This window comes from Cellulomonas sp. PS-H5, from assembly GCF_019265565.1.
Lineage (GTDB): Bacteria > Actinomycetota > Actinomycetes > Actinomycetales > Cellulomonadaceae > Cellulomonas.
In genome coordinates this window covers 1-14,217 of the sequence record NZ_JAHVCI010000005.1, presented here as the reverse complement: position 1 = coordinate 14,217, position 14,217 = coordinate 1, and the positions used below count along the sequence as shown (strand labels likewise).

Genomic DNA, 14,217 nt, shown 5'->3' with positions numbered 1-14,217 from the left:
GGATCGCGGGGCGGACCGCCGTGGCGGCGCCGGCCCCGCGGAGCCCCGACGAGGGCTCCCGATATCGGCAACATCCTTGTTGCCGAAATAAGTCCTGGCAAGCAAGGTCAGCCTCACCACACCCTGGGAGCGGCCGCGACCCCTACACTCGCGGGGTGCTCGGCCAGTCCTCCTCCCCGCCCGCCGTCGAGGTGCGCGGGCTCGTCAAGCGGTACGACGGTCGCGCCGTCGTCGACGGGCTCGACCTGCACGCGTCCCCCGGTCGGGTGACCGCGGTGCTCGGCCCGAACGGCGCGGGCAAGACCACCACCGTGGAGTGCTGCGAGGGCCTGCGCACCCCGGACGGCGGCTCCGTGCGCGTCCTCGGGCTCGACCCCGTCGCCGACGCCGCCGCGCTCCGCCCCCGCGTGGGCGTCATGCTCCAGGACGCCGGGCTGCCCACCGGCGTGCCGGCCCTGGGCGTGCTGCGCCACGTCGCCGAGATGTACGCCCGGCCGCGCGACGTCGGCGAGCTGGCCGAGCGGCTGGGCCTCACCCCGTTCGCCCGGACGACGGTGCGCCGGCTGTCCGGCGGGCAGCGGCAGCGGCTCGCGCTGGCGACCGCGGTCGTGGGACGGCCGGACGTCGTGTTCCTCGACGAGCCCTCGGCCGGGATGGACCCGCAGGCGCGCCGCGCCGTGTGGTCGCTGGTCGAGGAGCTGCGCGCCGACGGCGTGGCGGTCCTGCTGACCACGCACCTCATGGACGAGGCCGAGGCGCTGGCCGACGAGGTCGCCGTCGTCGACCACGGCCGGGTCATCGCCCACGGGTCGGTGCCGGCGCTGCTCGCCGGGGCCGACTCCTCGACGCTGACGTTCCGGGCCGAGCCCGGGCTCGACCTCGCCGCGCTGGGGGCCGCGCTGACGCCGACCGGCGCCGCGACGAGGGCCGCGGTCACCGAGACCGGCCCCGGCGCGTACGCCGTCGACTCCCCCGCCACCCCGGCGCTCGTCGCCGCGCTCGCCGCGTGGTGCGCCGACCGCGACGTGCTGCTCGCCCGGGTGGACGTCGGGCGCCGCACCCTCGAGGACGTGTTCCTCGACCTGACCGGACGGAACCTGCGATGACCGCGCCCGCTGCTGCCCCGACGGGCGCCGCCATCGCGGCCGACCGCGCCGCGCCCGCCGGCCGGCGGGTCCGCGCCCAGGCCCGGTTCGAGACCCTGGCGGTGCTGCGCAACGGCGAGCAGCTGCTCGTCACGCTGATCATCCCCGTGGTCGCGCTGATCGCCCTCGGGCGCGGGTCGTTCCTCGACATCGGGGTCGGCGACGCCGAGCGGATCGACGTCGTCACCCCGGGGATCCTCGGGCTGGCCGTGATGGCGGGCTCGCTGACCTCGCAGGCCATCGCCACCGCGTTCGACCGGCGCAACGGCGTGCTGCGGCTGCTGGCCACGACGCCGCTCGGGCGCGGCGGGCTGCTCGCGGGCAAGGCGCTGGCGGTGCTCGCGGTCGCGGCGCTGCAGGTGGTCGTCGTCTCGGTGACGGGGCTCGCCCTCGGCTGGCGACCCGACCCCGCCGGCCTGCCCGGCGCCCTGCTCGCGCTGCTGCTCGGGGTCGCGGCGTTCACCGCGCTGGCGCTGCTGCTCGCGGGGACCCTGCGCGCGGAGGCGGTGCTGGCGGTCGCGAACCTGCTGCTGGTGGTGCTGGCCGTCGTCGGCGGGCTGGTCCTGCCGGTGTCCGACCTGCCCGGGTGGTGGGCCTCCGTCGCCGAGTGGCTGCCGCCCGGTGCGCTGGGCGAGGCGCTGCGCGCGTCCCTCGTCGACGGGGCGTTCCCGGTCGCGCACCTCGCGGCGCTGGCGGCGTGGGCGCTGGCCCTGGCCGCGGCGGTGCGGCGCTGGTTCCGCTGGTCCTCCTGACCCCGGCGCGGGGCCCGGCGCGTGATCAAGACCTCGTGCACCGCGGCACGAGCGCGGGTCGCCGGACCGTAGGCTGGGCGCCGTGAGCCCCGACGTCGCCGCCGCCCCCGTCAGCCCCGCGCCCTCCCGGTTCGCGGCGTGGCGGGAGCGCCTGACCTACCCGGTCCTCGTGGCGAACCTGGTGGCGCAGATCGGCATCGTCGTCACCGGTGGGGCGGTCCGGCTCACCGGCTCCGGCCTCGGCTGCTCGACGTGGCCGCAGTGCGAGCCCGGGCAGTTCACCGCGGCGTTCCACCCCGAGACGACGTACCACCAGTACGTCGAGTTCGGGAACCGGACCCTGACCGGCGTGCTCGGCGTCATCGCCGTCGCCGTCGCGCTCCTCGTCTGGTTCGACCGCGACCGGTCCCGCTCCTACCGCTGGCTGGGGTTCGCCCCGCTGGCCGGCGTCGTGGCGCAGGCGCTGATCGGCGGCGTCGTCGTCCTGCTGCACCTGCACCCCGCGTGGGTCAGCCTGCACTTCATGGTGTCGATGGCGCTGGTCGCGGCGTCGACGCTCCTCGTGCACCGCAGCCGGGAGGGCGACGGTCCGCGGATCCCCGTCGTCGGGCCGTGGTCCCGGCGGCTCGCGCCGGTGCTCGGCGCGCTGCTCGTCCTCGTGCTCGCGCTCGGCGTCATCACCACGGGCGCCGGCCCGCACTCGGGCGACGAGGAGGTCGGCTACCGGATCGCCGTCGACCCGTACCTGATGGCCCGCGTGCACGCCGCGTCGGTGTGGCTGTTCACGGGGATGCTCGTCGTGCTGCTGTGGCTGAACCGGCGCGGGCCGCGCCTGCTGCGCCGCCGCGGCTGGGTGATGGTCGGGCTCGTCGCCCTGCAGGGCGTCATCGGGTACGTCCAGGTGTCGACCGACCTGCCGATCCTGCTCGTGATGCTGCACATGCTCGGCGCGGCGCTGCTCGCGGCGGGGACCACGCGGTACCTGCTGACGTTCCGCACGCGCGCCTGAGCCCGGGCGGGGTCCCGCTCAGCCCGCCGCCACCAGCGGCACCCCCGCGTCCGCGAGCGCCCGCGCCGCCGGGTCCGCCGGGTCGACGTCGGTGACCACCCCGGCGACCTCGTCCAGCGGCAGCACCCGGAACGGCGACGCGGCGCCGATCTTCTCCGCGCTGGCCAGCACGTAGGTGTCCCCCGCGCGCCGGGCGAGCGCCCGCTTGGTCGCCGCCTCCTCGGCGTCGCCGGTCGTGAGCCCCGCCTCCGGGTGCACCCCCGTGACGCCGAGCAGGAACACGTCGGCCCACACGCCGGCCGCTGCCTCGGCGAGCAGCGCGCCCGACGTGACGACCGAGTGCTTGAACAGCCGCCCGCCGAGCACCAGCACCTCGACCGTCGGGTGCTCCGCGAGCGCCGCGGCGACCGTCGGGCTGTGCGTGACGACCGTCGCCCGCAGGTCCGGCGGCAGCGCCCGGGCGACGGCGAGCGCCGTGGTCCCTCCGTCGAGGATCGCCGTCGAGCCCGGGCGCACGAGCTCCGCCGCCCGCCGGGCCACCCGGTCCTTGTTCTCGACCGCGACCGTACGGCGGCCCGCGTAGTCCGCGACCGCGGGCGACACCGGGAGCGCGCCGCCGTACACCCGCTGGCAGAGCCCGGCCGCCGCCATCTCCCGCAGGTCGCGCCGGACCGTGTCCTCGGACAGGCCGAGCCGCTCGGCGGCGTCCTTGGCGACGACGCGCCCCTCGGTGCGCAGCACGCGCAGCAGCTCGTCCCGTCGCTGTGCCGGCAGCATCGCGTTCTCCTTGGTGATCGCCCGGTCTTTCTCGCTAGTGCCAAGTCTTGCACGGTTCTGCGCGTTATGGTCGGAGCCATGACCGCACAGCTGATCCTCATCGCCGGCCCCTACCAGTCCGGACGGGCGGCGACCCCGCCGCCATGGCCGCCAACCTCCGCCGCCTCGAGGAGGCCGCCTGGCCGATCTTCGAGCGCGGGCACGTCCCGATGATCGGCGAGTGGGTCGCACTCCCGGTGCTCGCGAGCATGGGCGCCGACGGCCCGACCGACCCCCGCGCCCAGGACGTGCTCTACCCGACCGCCGAGCGGCTGCTCGCCCACTGCGACGCCGTGCTCCGGCTGCCCGGGGAGTCGGCGGGCGCGGACAACGACGTGGCGATCGCCCGGCGGCGCGGGATCCCGGTGTACACGTCGGTCGACGAGATCCCGCGGGCCACGGCGGCCTGACGAGGGGCGGGGACGGCGGCGGGACGGCGCGGCCCCGGGCGGGCGCGGGCGCTCCCCCGCACCCGGGCCCGCCCGCCATGCGGACACGGCGCGGACCGCGCACGACCAGGACGTACGCTCGCGCCATGGATCCGATGAGCAACCGGGGCTGCGCCCCGCGCCGGGGGCCCGGGGCCTGACCCCGGCACGCCCGACGTCCGCGTCGGCGTGCCGCGCAGGCACCCCGACCACCGCCCGCCGCACCGGTGGGCCGTCCCGCTGAGGACTCCCATGCTCTCGTTCCCCCTCGGCGCGCGCCCGCGCGCCCTCACCGCCGCCGCCTTCGTGCTGGCCGGCTCCGCGTCCGTGCAGATCTCGGCCGCGCTCGCGTCGTCCGCCTTCGGGTCGCTGGGCACGCTCGCCGTGTCCGGCTACCGCATGACGGCCGCCGCGCTCGTCCTGCTCCTGCTGACCCGGCCCGCGCTGCGCAGACGCAGCCGGTCGGAGTGGGCCGGCATCGCGCTGTACGGCGTCGCGATGGCCGCCATGAACGTGCTGTTCTACGCCGCGCTCGACCGCATCCCGCTCGGCGTCGCGGTGACCCTGGAGTTCTGCGGCCCGCTGGCGGTCGCCGCGGTGGCGTCCGTCGGCCGGGCGCGGCTGCTGCCGTTCGTCGCGCTCGTCGGGGTCGTCCTGGTCGTCGGCACCCCGACCGGCGGGCTCGACCCGGTCGGCGTCGCGCTCGGGCTCGGCGCGGCCGCGGCGTTCGGCGGGTACACCGTGCTCGCGGGCCGCGTCGGCTCCGGGTCGGGCGGGCTCGGCGACCTCGCGCTGTCGGTCGCGGTCGGCGCCCTGCTGCTGTCGCCGTTCCAGGTCGCGCAGGCCCCGGCGCTCGAGGGCGGGCACGTCGCCCCTCTGGTGCTGTCCGGGCTGATCGGGGTGGCGCTGGCGTTCTCGCTCGACTTCCAGGCCGCCCGGCTCGCCGGCACCCGGGTGGTCGGCACGCTGTTCGCGATCGACCCGGCGATGGCCGCGCTCGTCGGGGCGGTCGCGCTCGGCGACCGGCTGCCGGTCGCGGCGCTGGGCGGGATCGCGCTGGTCGTGCTCGCCGGTGCGGGCGCGGTGTGGTCCGCGGGCCGCGGCACCCCGGCGTCGGCGCAGGAGGCGGTCCGGGCCCCAGCGGCGGTCGAAGCCCCGGAGGCGGCGCCCGAGGCAGCTCGCCCCGCGGAGGCGGTCGCGGCACCGGAGGCGCTCGCGCCCGCCCCGCTGGAGCCGGTTACGCCCGCCCCGCTCCCGCTCGACTGACCGCCCCACCCGCGATCGCGGTCTCCGCGAGTGCACAGCCGACACGTCGAGTGCCTATCCACGCCGGTAGGCACTCGACGTGTCCGGTAGGCACTCGACGCCGGCGGGGCGGCCGGGGTGCGTGCGCGAGAGGGCAGCCGACACGTCGAGGGAGTAGCCGCCGACTACCCCCTCGACGTGTCGACCACCCCGTCGGCGGACTGGTCAGGCGTCGGCGCCCGGGAGGGCGCCGGTGCGGGCGCGGGACAGGACGTGGTCGAGGAACAGGCGCGCCGCGGGCGGCAGGGCGTCCTCGGCGAACGTGCTGAGGCCCACGTCCCGCGTCGCGCCCTCGTCGAGGACGCGGAGGTGCCGCACCGGTCCGGCGTCGGCGGCCGACCCGTCTCCGCCGGTACCACCCGCACCGCTGCCCCCGCCGTCGACACCGCCGTCCCCACCGTCAGCGCCGCCGACACCCCCGCCACCACCGCCCGCACCACCGCCCGGGGCGCCACCCGCACCACGCCCGCCCGCGCCGCCCGCGCCGCCTGCTGCCGCCGGGGAGCCCGCTGGGGAGCCCGCCGGCAGCAGCGCCACCCCGAGCCCCGCCGCGACGAACCCGTGCAGCGTGGGCACGTCCTCGCCCTCGAACGCCGGCGTCGGCCGGAACCCCGCCGCCTGGCACAGCCGCTCGGTCTGCCGCCGCAGCGTCGAGGGCGGCCGGAGCAGCAGGAAGGGCTCGCCCGCGGCGTCCGCCAGCCGCACCGCCTCGCGCTCGGCGAGCCGGTGCCCGGCCGGCACGGCCAGCCGCAGCGGCTCGGTCAGCAGCACCCGGTGGTGCACCGCGGGGCCCGAGGGCGGCACGGTGGAGATCAGCAGGTCGACCCGTCCGGAGTCGAGCAGCGCGTCGGCGAGGTGGTCGGGCGTCTGGGTGAGCTCGAACCGCACCCGCGGGTGCTGCCGGCGGAACGTCCGCACCAGCTCGGGCACCAGCCACGAGCCGAGGGTCGTCTGGAACCCGAGGGTCACGGTGCCCGTGTCCGGCTGCACCGCCGCGTCGACGGCGGCCAGGCCGTCGTCGAGCTGGTGCAGCACGCCGTCGAGGTGCCGTTTGAACACCGCTCCGGCGTGGGTCATCCGCAGGTGCCGGCCCGACCGGCGCAGCAGCGGCGCGCCGACCTCGCGCTCCAGGCGCGCCAGCGCCCGGGAGACACCGGGCTGGCTGACCTGCTCGATGTCCGCCACCTCGGTCACGGTCGCGCCGTCGGCCACCTGCTGGAACCACCGCATCGCCTGCACGTCCACGTCGCATGACGCTAGCGCATGGATCGGTGGCACTCGCGTCATTGGACGCATGGGCAGCGCGTTACGAGACTGGGTGCCATGTCGACGACCTCCACCCGCACCCCGTTCGCGACCACCCTGCGCCGCGCGTTCGCGCCGTACGCGGCGACCACCGCGGTCGAGATCCGCACCGCCGGCTGGACCCGCAGCGTCGCGCCCGTGGCTCACCGGGCGCCGACCGCGACCGCCGCCCGGACCGGGCGCGCGCAGGACGTCCCCGTCGCCGCCTGAGCCCAGGCCCGCTCACCGCCTCGTCGCTCACCCCCCGCCCCTGCCGCCCATCTCCGGGCGTCGGGGGCGCTGCTCCATCCGGGTGGACCTGCAACGCCGGCCGGAAGGCGCTTGCCTCCGGCGCGACCTGCACCGGGACCGCCAGGGCCTGCGGCCCCGGCTCCGGCGCGACGGGTGATTGAGGATTCATCTACCCATCCGGATCGTTCTCCGTACCGAATGAACGGGTGAGCGCCCGCTGCAGCCAACCGGCGAGCGCGACCCGCCCAGTCGCATCGGAGCCCCCCATGACCGCCCTCGCAGACGCCCCCCGAGCCGTGACCGACCTGTTCGGCGAGCCCCTCAGCCCCCGGGAGCGCGTCGTCCTCGCCGAGCTCGCCGAGGACGTGACGCTCGAGGACATCGCCCGCAAGCTGTTCGTCTCGCGGAACACCGTGAAGACCCAGGTGCGGTCGATCTACCGCAAGATCGGCGCGTCGACGCGCGCCGAGGCGGCCGCGTGGGCGGAGGCCGCCGGCCTGCGCTGACGCCGTGACGCGCTGACCTGCGCCCGCGTCCGCGCGCCGGAGATCGCCGGGCAATCCCCTTCAGGTGTGTCGTAGGTCACATCTACGCTCGCTCCATGGAACAGGCGATCGAGGCCCGCGGGCTCGTCAAGCGCTACAAGGGCGTCACCGCCCTCGACGGCGTCGACCTCACGGTGCCGTCCGGCACCGTGCTCGGTCTGCTCGGCCCGAACGGGGCCGGCAAGACCACCATCGTCCGGGTCCTGTCCACGCTGCTGCGCCCCGACGCGGGCAGCGCGCGGGTCACGGGCGTCGACGTGCTCGCCCGCCCCGCCGAGGTCCGGCGGCGCATCGGCCTGTCCGGCCAGTACGCGGCGGTGGACGAGTACCTGTCCGGCTACGAGAACCTCGAGATGATCGGGCGGCTCTACCACCTCGGCAAGCGGCGGTCCCGGGACCGGGCGCGCGAGCTGCTGGCGTCGTTCCGGCTCGAGGACGCCGCCGACCGGCCGGCCAAGACCTACTCCGGCGGCATGCGGCGCCGGCTCGACCTGGCGGGCGCGCTCGTCGCCGACCCGCCGGTGATCTTCCTCGACGAGCCGACGACGGGCCTGGACCCGCGCGGCCGGACCGAGATGTGGGACGTCATCCAGACGCTCGTCGCCGGCGGCACCACGCTGCTGCTGACCACGCAGTACCTGGAGGAGGCCGACGTCCTCGCCGACGAGATCGTCGTCATCGACCACGGCCGGATCATCGCCCAGGGCACCGCGGACCAGCTCAAGCGGCAGGTCGGCGGCGAGCGGCTGGAGCTGACCGTCGCGGACGTCGCGCTGCTCGCCGGCGTCGAGGAGGTGCTCGCCCCGCTCGGCGTCGGGCGGCCCACCGTGGACGACGGCCGCCGGTCGTTCGTCATGCCGGTGTCCGGCGGGCCCGAGGTGCTCAGCGAGGCGCTGCGGCGGCTCGACGAGCGCCAGGTCCGGCTGGAGGACGTCGGCCTGCGCCGCCCCACCCTGGACGACGTGTTCCTCGCCCTGACCGGCAAGACCGCGGAGCAGGACGGCAACCCCGACCCGAAGGCAGGTGCGTGATGCCGGTGCCACCCGTGATCGCGGACGCCTCCGTGGTCGCCAAGCGGAACATCATCAAGATCAAGCGGGTGCCCGACCTCCTGGTCTTCACCACGCTGTCCCCCATCATGTTCGTCCTGCTGTTCTCCTACGTGTTCGGCGGCGCGATCGACCAGCAGGGCGGCGGGCAGGCGTACCGGGAGTTCCTCATCGCGGGGATCTTCGCCCAGACCGTGATCTTCGGCGCGACCGTCACCGGGGCGGCCCTCGCGGAGGACCTGAAGAAGGGCATCCTCGACCGGTTCCGGTCGCTGCCCATGGCGCCGTCGGCGGTCCTGACCGGGCGCACGTTCTCCGACGTCGTGAACAACGTCATCGTGCTGATCGTGATGGGCCTGACCGGGCTCGTGGTCGGCTGGCGCATCCGGTCGTCCGTGCTGGACGCCCTGGCGGGGTTCGGCCTGCTGCTGGTGTTCGCCTACGCGATCAGCTGGATCATGGCCTGGATCGGGATGCTGGTGCCGAGCCCCGAGGTGGTGAACAACGCGTCGTTCATCGTGATCTTCCCGCTGACGTTCGTGGCGAACACGTTCGTCCCGCTCGACACGCTGCCCGCGCCGCTGCAGACGTTCGCCGAGTGGAACCCGGTGTCGGCGGTGACCCAGGCGGCGCGGGAGCTGTTCGGCAACATCCCGCCCGGGGTGCCCGAGCCGACGGCGTGGCCGCTGCAGCACCCGGAGGTGTACACGCTCATCTGGTCGGCGCTGTTCCTGGTGGTGTTCGTGCCGCTCGCCAACGCGCAGTACCGGGTGTCGACCAGCCGCTGACCGCGGCCCCGGCGCCGCCCCGACCGGGCGTCAGACCGACCCGCCGACCCGCCGTCCCTTGCGCGCGTACAGCGCCTCGTCGGCGCGGGCCAGCGCGTCCCGCACGGGCTCGTCGCCGTCGGCCTGCGCCACGCCGTGGCTCCAGGTCGGGTCGCCGGCGACGTGCCGCAGCCCGGCGGCCGTCACCCAGTCCTCGGCGGCCGCCGCGTCCCGGCCGGCGAGCACCACCGCGAACTCGTCGCCGCCGACCCGGCCGATCAGGTCGTCGTCGGCGAGGCCCGCGCGCCAGCCGTCCACGAGCCGCACCAGCACCTCGTCGCCGGCCGCGTGCCCGAGCGTGTCGTTCACGACCTTGAAGTCGTCGACGTCCAGGCACACGACCGCGGCGGGCCGACCCCGCCGCGCGGCGTCGTGCAGCACCAGCGCGGCGCGCTCGTCGAACGCGGCGCGGGTCAAGGCGCCGGTGAGGTCGTCGGTCGTGGCCAGCAGGCGCAGCCGCTGCAGCAGGTACGTGACCAGGCCGCTCATCACGACGGTGGTGAGCGCGAGCACCAGCCACGTCGTCAGCGCGAACGGCACGGGCGACGCGAGCATCGCCAGGCCGAGCACGACGACCACCAGCCCGAGCACCCGGCGCACGGTGCGGGGCTCGCCGAGGAGGGCCGCCGCCTGGCCCGCGACGACCAGGCCCAGGCTCGTCGTGACGACCCCCGCGAGGGTCTGGCAGCTCGCGACCAGCACCCCGCCGATCCCGACGGCGGCGACCAGCGCGGCGAGCGGGGCGCGCGGCCGGTCACGGAGCAGCAGCAGCGCCACAGCCAGGAGGGCGAGCGCCGCCGACCCGCCGTACCAGACACCGACCAGGGTCAGGCGCGAGGGCGGCCAGACCGCGCTGACCAGGCAGAGGACCGCGCAGAGCAGCAGGGCGCCGGCGGTGTGCGAGGCCGCGAGGAACAGACGACCGCCGTCTCTCGGGGGGCGGGTCCGCGCGCGCACGGCCACCCCATCGGCCGCGGGCGGGGTCACCTGACCGGTGGCCGCCGGGACCACCCGTCCGGGCGAACGGGCCGCTCCGGGCGGGCGGCGGCGATCACCGCCCGCCCCGCGAGTCAGTCGACCGGGCGCAGCGTCCGCCAGCCGCGGTCCCGTGACGCGGCCGCGGCGAGGATGCCGACCGCGGCGCTCGGGCTGCGCAGCCGGCCGGCGAGGACCGCCTCGACGGCCTCGTCCAGGGGCACCCACACGGGCACCATCGCGGCCTCCTCGTCCTCCCGGGTGAACCGGTCGGCCTCGGGGACCTCGGACAGCCCGCGGGCGAGGTACACGAGGATGTGCTCGTTCGAGCCGCCCGGCGAGTTCGCGAACTCCGCCAGCAGCGACCAGGAGTCCGCGCGCAGGTCGGCCTCCTCCCCCAGCTCCCGGGCGGCGGTGACGTGCGGCGGCTCGCCGTCGACGTCGCGCAGCCCGGCCGGCGGCTCCCAGAGCTCGGCCCGCACGGGGTGCCGGTACTGCTGCAGCAGCAGCACGCGGTCGTCCTCGTCGAGCGCGATGACCGCGACGGCGCCGGGGTGGTCGACGAACTCCCGGACCACCTGCGAGTCGCCGAGGTCCACGGTCTCCGAGACGAGGTCCCAGATCTTCCCGTGGTGCAGGTCGGTGTGCTCCAGCACGGGCCGCACGGCGGGCCGGTCAGCCGGCCCGCCGTGCGTGTCCTGCGTCGTCACGCGCGCGCCTTCGCCTTCGGCGAGACCGTCGCGCCGCGGGCCTCGAGGGCGGCGCGGATCAGGCCGGCGAACAGCGGGTGCGACCGGGTCGGCCGCGACTTGAACTCCGGGTGCGCCTGCGTCGAGACGTAGTACGGGTGCACCTCGCGCGGCAGCTCGACGAACTCGACCAGCGACGAGTCCGGCGAGACGCCCGAGATGACCAGGCCGGCCTCCTCGAGCTTGTCGCGGTAGGCGTTGTTGACCTCGTACCGGTGCCGGTGCCGCTCGGTGACCCGGGTGGAGCCGTAGGCCTCGGCCGCGACCGAGCCCTCGGCGAGCACGGCCTCGTAGGAGCCGAGCCGCATCGTGCCGCCGAGGTCGCCCTCGCCGCCCACGATCGCGAGCTGCTCCGCCATGGTGGCGACGACCGGGTGCGCCGGGTCGGCGTCGAACTCGGACGACGAGGCGCCGGCGAGGCCGAGCACGTTGCGGGCGTACTCGATGACCATGGTCTGCAGGCCCAGGCAGATACCGAGCGTCGGCACCCTGCTCTCGCGGGCCCAGCGCAGCGCGCCGAGCTTGCCCTCGATGCCGCGCACGCCGAACCCGCCCGGGACCAGCACCGCGTCGACGCCCCCGAGCGCGCGCTGCGCACCCTCGGGGGTCTGGCACTCGTCGGACGGCACCCAGCGGATTTTGACCCTGGCGTCGTTGTGGAAGCCGCCGGCGCGCAGCGCCTCGGTCACCGACAGGTAGGCGTCCGGCAGGTCGATGTACTTGCCGACCAGCGCCACCTCGACGTGGTGCGCCGGCTGGTGCACCCGCTGCAGCAGCTCGTCCCAGCCGCTCCAGTCGACGTCGCGGAACTGCATGCCGAGCCGCTGCACGACGTAGGCGTCCAGGCCCTCGGCGTGGATGACCCGAGGGATGTCGTAGATGCTCGGCGCGTCCACGCAGGAGATGACGCCCTGGGTGTCGACGTCGCACATCAGGGCGATCTTGGCCTTGATCGACTGCGGGATCTCGCGGTCGGACCGCAGCACGATCGCGTCCGGCTGGATGCCGATGCTGCGCAGCGCGGCCACCGAGTGCTGCGTCGGCTTGGTCTTCAGCTCGCCCGACGGGCCGATGTACGGCACCAGCGACACGTGCAGGAAGAACACGTTGTCCCGGCCGAGCTCGTGGCGGACCTGGCGGGCCGCCTCGAGGAACGGCTGCGACTCGATGTCGCCGACCGTGCCGCCGATCTCGGTGATGATGATGTCGACGTCGTCGGCGGCCTGGGACCGCATCCGCGCCTTGATCTCGTCGGTGATGTGCGGGATGACCTGGACCGTGTCGCCCAGGTACTCGCCGCGCCGCTCCTTCGCGATCACGTGCGAGTAGACCTGGCCGGTCGTGACGTTCGCGGAGCCGACCAGGTCGACGTCCAGGAACCGCTCGTAGTGACCGACGTCGAGGTCCGTCTCGGCCCCGTCCTCGGTGACGAAGACCTCGCCGTGCTGGAACGGGTTCATCGTTCCCGGGTCGACGTTGAGGTAGGGGTCGAGCTTCTGCATCGTGACCCGGAGGCCGCGGGAGCGGAGAAGTCGTCCCAGGCTGGAGGCGGTCAGGCCCTTGCCCAGTGAGGAGGCGACGCCTCCCGTGACGAAGATGTGCCGGGTCGTGGAGTCCGACCGCCCGGAGAGTCGATTTGCGCGCTCTGCCACGGGATTCCAGTGTACCCGAGACGCGCGGCCCCTGTGCGTCCCACGCCGGTGACCCGCGCCACGGGCGCGCCGCCGGGGCCGCCGTCGGGTGGAAGGTTCTGCCGGACACGCCGGCGGCGTGTCCGGCAGAACCTTCCACTCTGGGGTCTGACCCCGCGTCTCAGGGGGCGTAGGCCGCGTCCAGCTGGGTCAGGACGTCGGCGATCCCCGGGAGGGTCGCCGCGCGGGCCCGGGCCGCGTCGCGCAGCGCGGCGCGCCGCGCGTCGTCGGCCAGCACCGCAGTCAGCGCCTCCGCGAACGCCGGGGCGTCCCCGACCGGCACGAGCACCGCCGCGTCCCCGGTGACCTCGCGGGTGCCGCCCGCGTCGGTCACGACGAGCGCCGCGCCCAGCGCCAGCGCCTCCTGCACGGCCAGCGGCTGGCCCTCCCACACGGCGGTCGAGGCGACCACGTCCGCGGCCGCGAGCAGGTCGGCGACGTCCTCGCGACGGCCCAGCAGGTCGACCGGCGCCCCCGCCTCGGCCGCCCGCGCGCGCAGCCCGTCGAGCAGGGGCCCGTCGCCCGCGACGACCCAGCGCAGCCCGGGCCGGGTCCGTCCCGCAGCGGCCGCGGCGTCCACGAGGGTGTCGAGGCCCTTCTGCGGGGCGAGCCGGGCCACGGTGACGACCAGGTCCTCCCCCGGCGCGACACCGAGCCCCGCGCGCACGGCCTCCCGGTCCTGCGCAGGGGCGCGGAGCGCGGGGGCCGGCACCAGGGCGCGTTCGGCCCGGCGGGCGCCCTGCCCCCGCGCCAGCTCGACGAGGTCGCCCGACACGCCGAGCACCACGTCGGCGCCGCGCGCGACCACCCGGCCGAGCACCGCCGAGACCGTCCGGATCGCGCGGCCGCCGACGGGCAGGTTGTGCAGCGTGACGACCACGCGGGGCCGCGACCCGGCGGGGTGCGGCCGCCCGCGGACCGCCAGCACGGCGAGCGCGCCCGCGCGCAGCCCGTGGGCGTGCACCGCGTCGGCGTCCCGCGCCAGCTCGGCCAGCCGGGCGACCGCCCGCGCGTCGGAGGCGTGCGGGCGGTCGGTGATCTCGACCGCCGCGAAGCCCACGCCGTCGCCCGCGGCGACCGTGGAGGCCAGCGACGAGGGGCCCGCGACCAGGACGCGGTCGCCGGCCGCCGCCAGGGCGGTCGACACCTGCGCGACGTGCCGGGCGACGCCGCCCGCGCTCGAGCCCAGCACCTGCAGTACGCGTCGGGTCATCGGCCCGCCTCCCGGGGGTCGTCGGGCCCGGGGGCCGCGGGTCCGGCGCCGGGCGCCGGGGTGGTCGTGGGGGTGGCGGCCGTCGCGGGGGCCGCGTGGGTGCCGGCGGACGCAGGGTCGCCGGCGGACGCGGGCCCACCGGCGGACGCTGCCGTGCCCGGCGACGCCGCCGCGGGC

Annotated in this window: 15 protein-coding genes; 9 read left to right on the top strand and 6 right to left on the bottom strand. The window is 76.2% G+C overall.

Features of this window, described 5'->3' with window-relative positions; translation table 11 throughout:
- The first annotated feature begins 155 nt into the window (after positions 1-155).
- The 3 genes from J5O08_RS03730 to J5O08_RS03720 all read left to right on the top strand — a co-directional run bounded on the left by J5O08_RS03730 (position 156) and on the right by J5O08_RS03720 (position 2,906).
- Positions 156-1,106, top strand: coding sequence for an ABC transporter ATP-binding protein (locus tag J5O08_RS03730; RefSeq protein ID WP_308281322.1), 951 nt, complete (start codon positions 156-158; stop codon positions 1,104-1,106).
- Complete coding sequence (locus J5O08_RS03725) at positions 1,103-1,897, top strand: ABC transporter permease (protein WP_218705508.1); 795 nt, start codon at positions 1,103-1,105, stop codon at positions 1,895-1,897. Before J5O08_RS03730 ends, J5O08_RS03725 begins: the two co-directional genes overlap by 4 nt.
- Before the next feature lie 82 nt (positions 1,898-1,979).
- The gene (locus J5O08_RS03720; RefSeq protein WP_308161032.1) at positions 1,980-2,906 is read left to right on the top strand and encodes a COX15/CtaA family protein; all 927 of its coding nucleotides are present in this window, start codon (positions 1,980-1,982) and stop codon (positions 2,904-2,906) included.
- 18 nt (positions 2,907-2,924) lie between these two features.
- On the opposite strand, the gene J5O08_RS03715 is transcribed toward J5O08_RS03720, so the two are convergent.
- Positions 2,925-3,683, bottom strand: coding sequence for a DeoR/GlpR family DNA-binding transcription regulator (locus J5O08_RS03715; protein ID WP_218705507.1), 759 nt, complete (start codon positions 3,681-3,683; stop codon positions 2,925-2,927).
- A 143-nt stretch (positions 3,684-3,826) separates the two neighbouring features.
- Between J5O08_RS03715 and J5O08_RS03710 the strand changes: the two genes are divergently transcribed.
- Both J5O08_RS03710 and J5O08_RS03705 read left to right on the top strand, forming a co-directional pair.
- On the top strand, positions 3,827-4,132 hold the full coding sequence (locus tag J5O08_RS03710) for a DUF4406 domain-containing protein (protein WP_255589259.1): 306 nt from the start codon (positions 3,827-3,829) through the stop codon (positions 4,130-4,132).
- A gap of 270 nt (positions 4,133-4,402) precedes the next feature.
- On the top strand, positions 4,403-5,416 hold the full coding sequence (locus J5O08_RS03705; protein ID WP_218705506.1) for a DMT family transporter: 1,014 nt from the start codon (positions 4,403-4,405) through the stop codon (positions 5,414-5,416).
- A 204-nt stretch (positions 5,417-5,620) separates the two neighbouring features.
- On the opposite strand, the gene J5O08_RS03700 is transcribed toward J5O08_RS03705, so the two are convergent.
- The gene (locus J5O08_RS03700) at positions 5,621-6,700 is read right to left on the bottom strand and encodes a LysR family transcriptional regulator (protein WP_218705505.1); all 1,080 of its coding nucleotides are present in this window, start codon (positions 6,698-6,700) and stop codon (positions 5,621-5,623) included.
- A gap of 78 nt (positions 6,701-6,778) precedes the next feature.
- Here J5O08_RS03700 and J5O08_RS03695 point away from each other — a divergent pair, with 78 nt between their 5' ends.
- The 4 genes from J5O08_RS03695 to J5O08_RS03680 all read left to right on the top strand — a co-directional run bounded on the left by J5O08_RS03695 (position 6,779) and on the right by J5O08_RS03680 (position 9,373).
- Positions 6,779-6,970: a hypothetical protein gene (locus J5O08_RS03695; RefSeq protein ID WP_218705504.1), complete on the top strand. Its 192-nt coding sequence runs from the start codon at positions 6,779-6,781 to the stop codon at positions 6,968-6,970.
- A 287-nt stretch (positions 6,971-7,257) separates the two neighbouring features.
- Complete coding sequence (locus J5O08_RS03690) at positions 7,258-7,497, top strand: helix-turn-helix transcriptional regulator (protein WP_147793731.1); 240 nt, start codon at positions 7,258-7,260, stop codon at positions 7,495-7,497.
- A 95-nt stretch (positions 7,498-7,592) separates the two neighbouring features.
- Positions 7,593-8,567, top strand: a complete 975-nt coding sequence (locus J5O08_RS03685) for an ATP-binding cassette domain-containing protein (RefSeq protein ID WP_217615739.1) — start codon at positions 7,593-7,595, stop codon at positions 8,565-8,567.
- The gene (locus J5O08_RS03680; RefSeq protein ID WP_147793733.1) at positions 8,567-9,373 is read left to right on the top strand and encodes an ABC transporter permease; all 807 of its coding nucleotides are present in this window, start codon (positions 8,567-8,569) and stop codon (positions 9,371-9,373) included. The genes J5O08_RS03685 and J5O08_RS03680 overlap by 1 nt, the downstream gene beginning before the upstream one ends.
- 30 nt (positions 9,374-9,403) lie before the next feature.
- Here the strand turns inward: J5O08_RS03680 and J5O08_RS21515 are convergent, their stop codons facing one another.
- The 4 genes from J5O08_RS21515 to J5O08_RS03660 form a co-directional block, all read right to left on the bottom strand.
- Positions 9,404-10,369 (bottom strand): GGDEF domain-containing protein, encoded by a 966-nt coding sequence (locus J5O08_RS21515; RefSeq protein WP_218705503.1) that lies wholly within the window; start codon positions 10,367-10,369, stop codon positions 9,404-9,406.
- 113 nt (positions 10,370-10,482) lie between these two features.
- Positions 10,483-11,097 carry an NUDIX hydrolase gene (locus J5O08_RS03670; protein WP_308281320.1) on the bottom strand — a complete coding sequence of 205 codons (615 nt, stop codon included), beginning with the start codon at positions 11,095-11,097 and terminating at the stop codon, positions 10,483-10,485.
- Positions 11,094-12,788, bottom strand: coding sequence for a CTP synthase (locus J5O08_RS03665; protein ID WP_218705502.1), 1,695 nt, complete (start codon positions 12,786-12,788; stop codon positions 11,094-11,096). Before J5O08_RS03665 ends, J5O08_RS03670 begins: the two co-directional genes overlap by 4 nt.
- 160 nt (positions 12,789-12,948) lie before the next feature.
- Positions 12,949-14,040 (bottom strand): glycosyltransferase, encoded by a 1,092-nt coding sequence (locus tag J5O08_RS03660; protein ID WP_218705500.1) that lies wholly within the window; start codon positions 14,038-14,040, stop codon positions 12,949-12,951.
- Between the last annotated feature and the right edge of the window lie 177 nt (positions 14,041-14,217).

Excerpts from the sequence above, each read along its gene's own strand:
- J5O08_RS03725 (WP_218705508.1), top strand. The coding sequence starts at position 1,103 with ATGACCGCGCCCGCTGCTGCCCCGACGGGCGCCGCCATCGCGGCCGAC.
- J5O08_RS03715 (WP_218705507.1), bottom strand. The coding sequence starts at position 3,683 with ATGCTGCCGGCACAGCGACGGGACGAGCTGCTGCGCGTGCTGCGCACC.
- J5O08_RS03710 (WP_255589259.1), top strand. The coding sequence starts at position 3,827 with ATGGCCGCCAACCTCCGCCGCCTCGAGGAGGCCGCCTGGCCGATCTTC.
- J5O08_RS03705 (WP_218705506.1), top strand. The coding sequence starts at position 4,403 with ATGCTCTCGTTCCCCCTCGGCGCGCGCCCGCGCGCCCTCACCGCCGCC.
- J5O08_RS03695 (WP_218705504.1), top strand. The coding sequence starts at position 6,779 with ATGTCGACGACCTCCACCCGCACCCCGTTCGCGACCACCCTGCGCCGC.
- J5O08_RS03690 (WP_147793731.1), top strand. The coding sequence starts at position 7,258 with ATGACCGCCCTCGCAGACGCCCCCCGAGCCGTGACCGACCTGTTCGGC.
- J5O08_RS03685 (WP_217615739.1), top strand. The coding sequence starts at position 7,593 with ATGGAACAGGCGATCGAGGCCCGCGGGCTCGTCAAGCGCTACAAGGGC.
- J5O08_RS03680 (WP_147793733.1), top strand. The coding sequence starts at position 8,567 with ATGCCGGTGCCACCCGTGATCGCGGACGCCTCCGTGGTCGCCAAGCGG.
- J5O08_RS03660 (WP_218705500.1), bottom strand. The coding sequence starts at position 14,040 with ATGACCCGACGCGTACTGCAGGTGCTGGGCTCGAGCGCGGGCGGCGTC.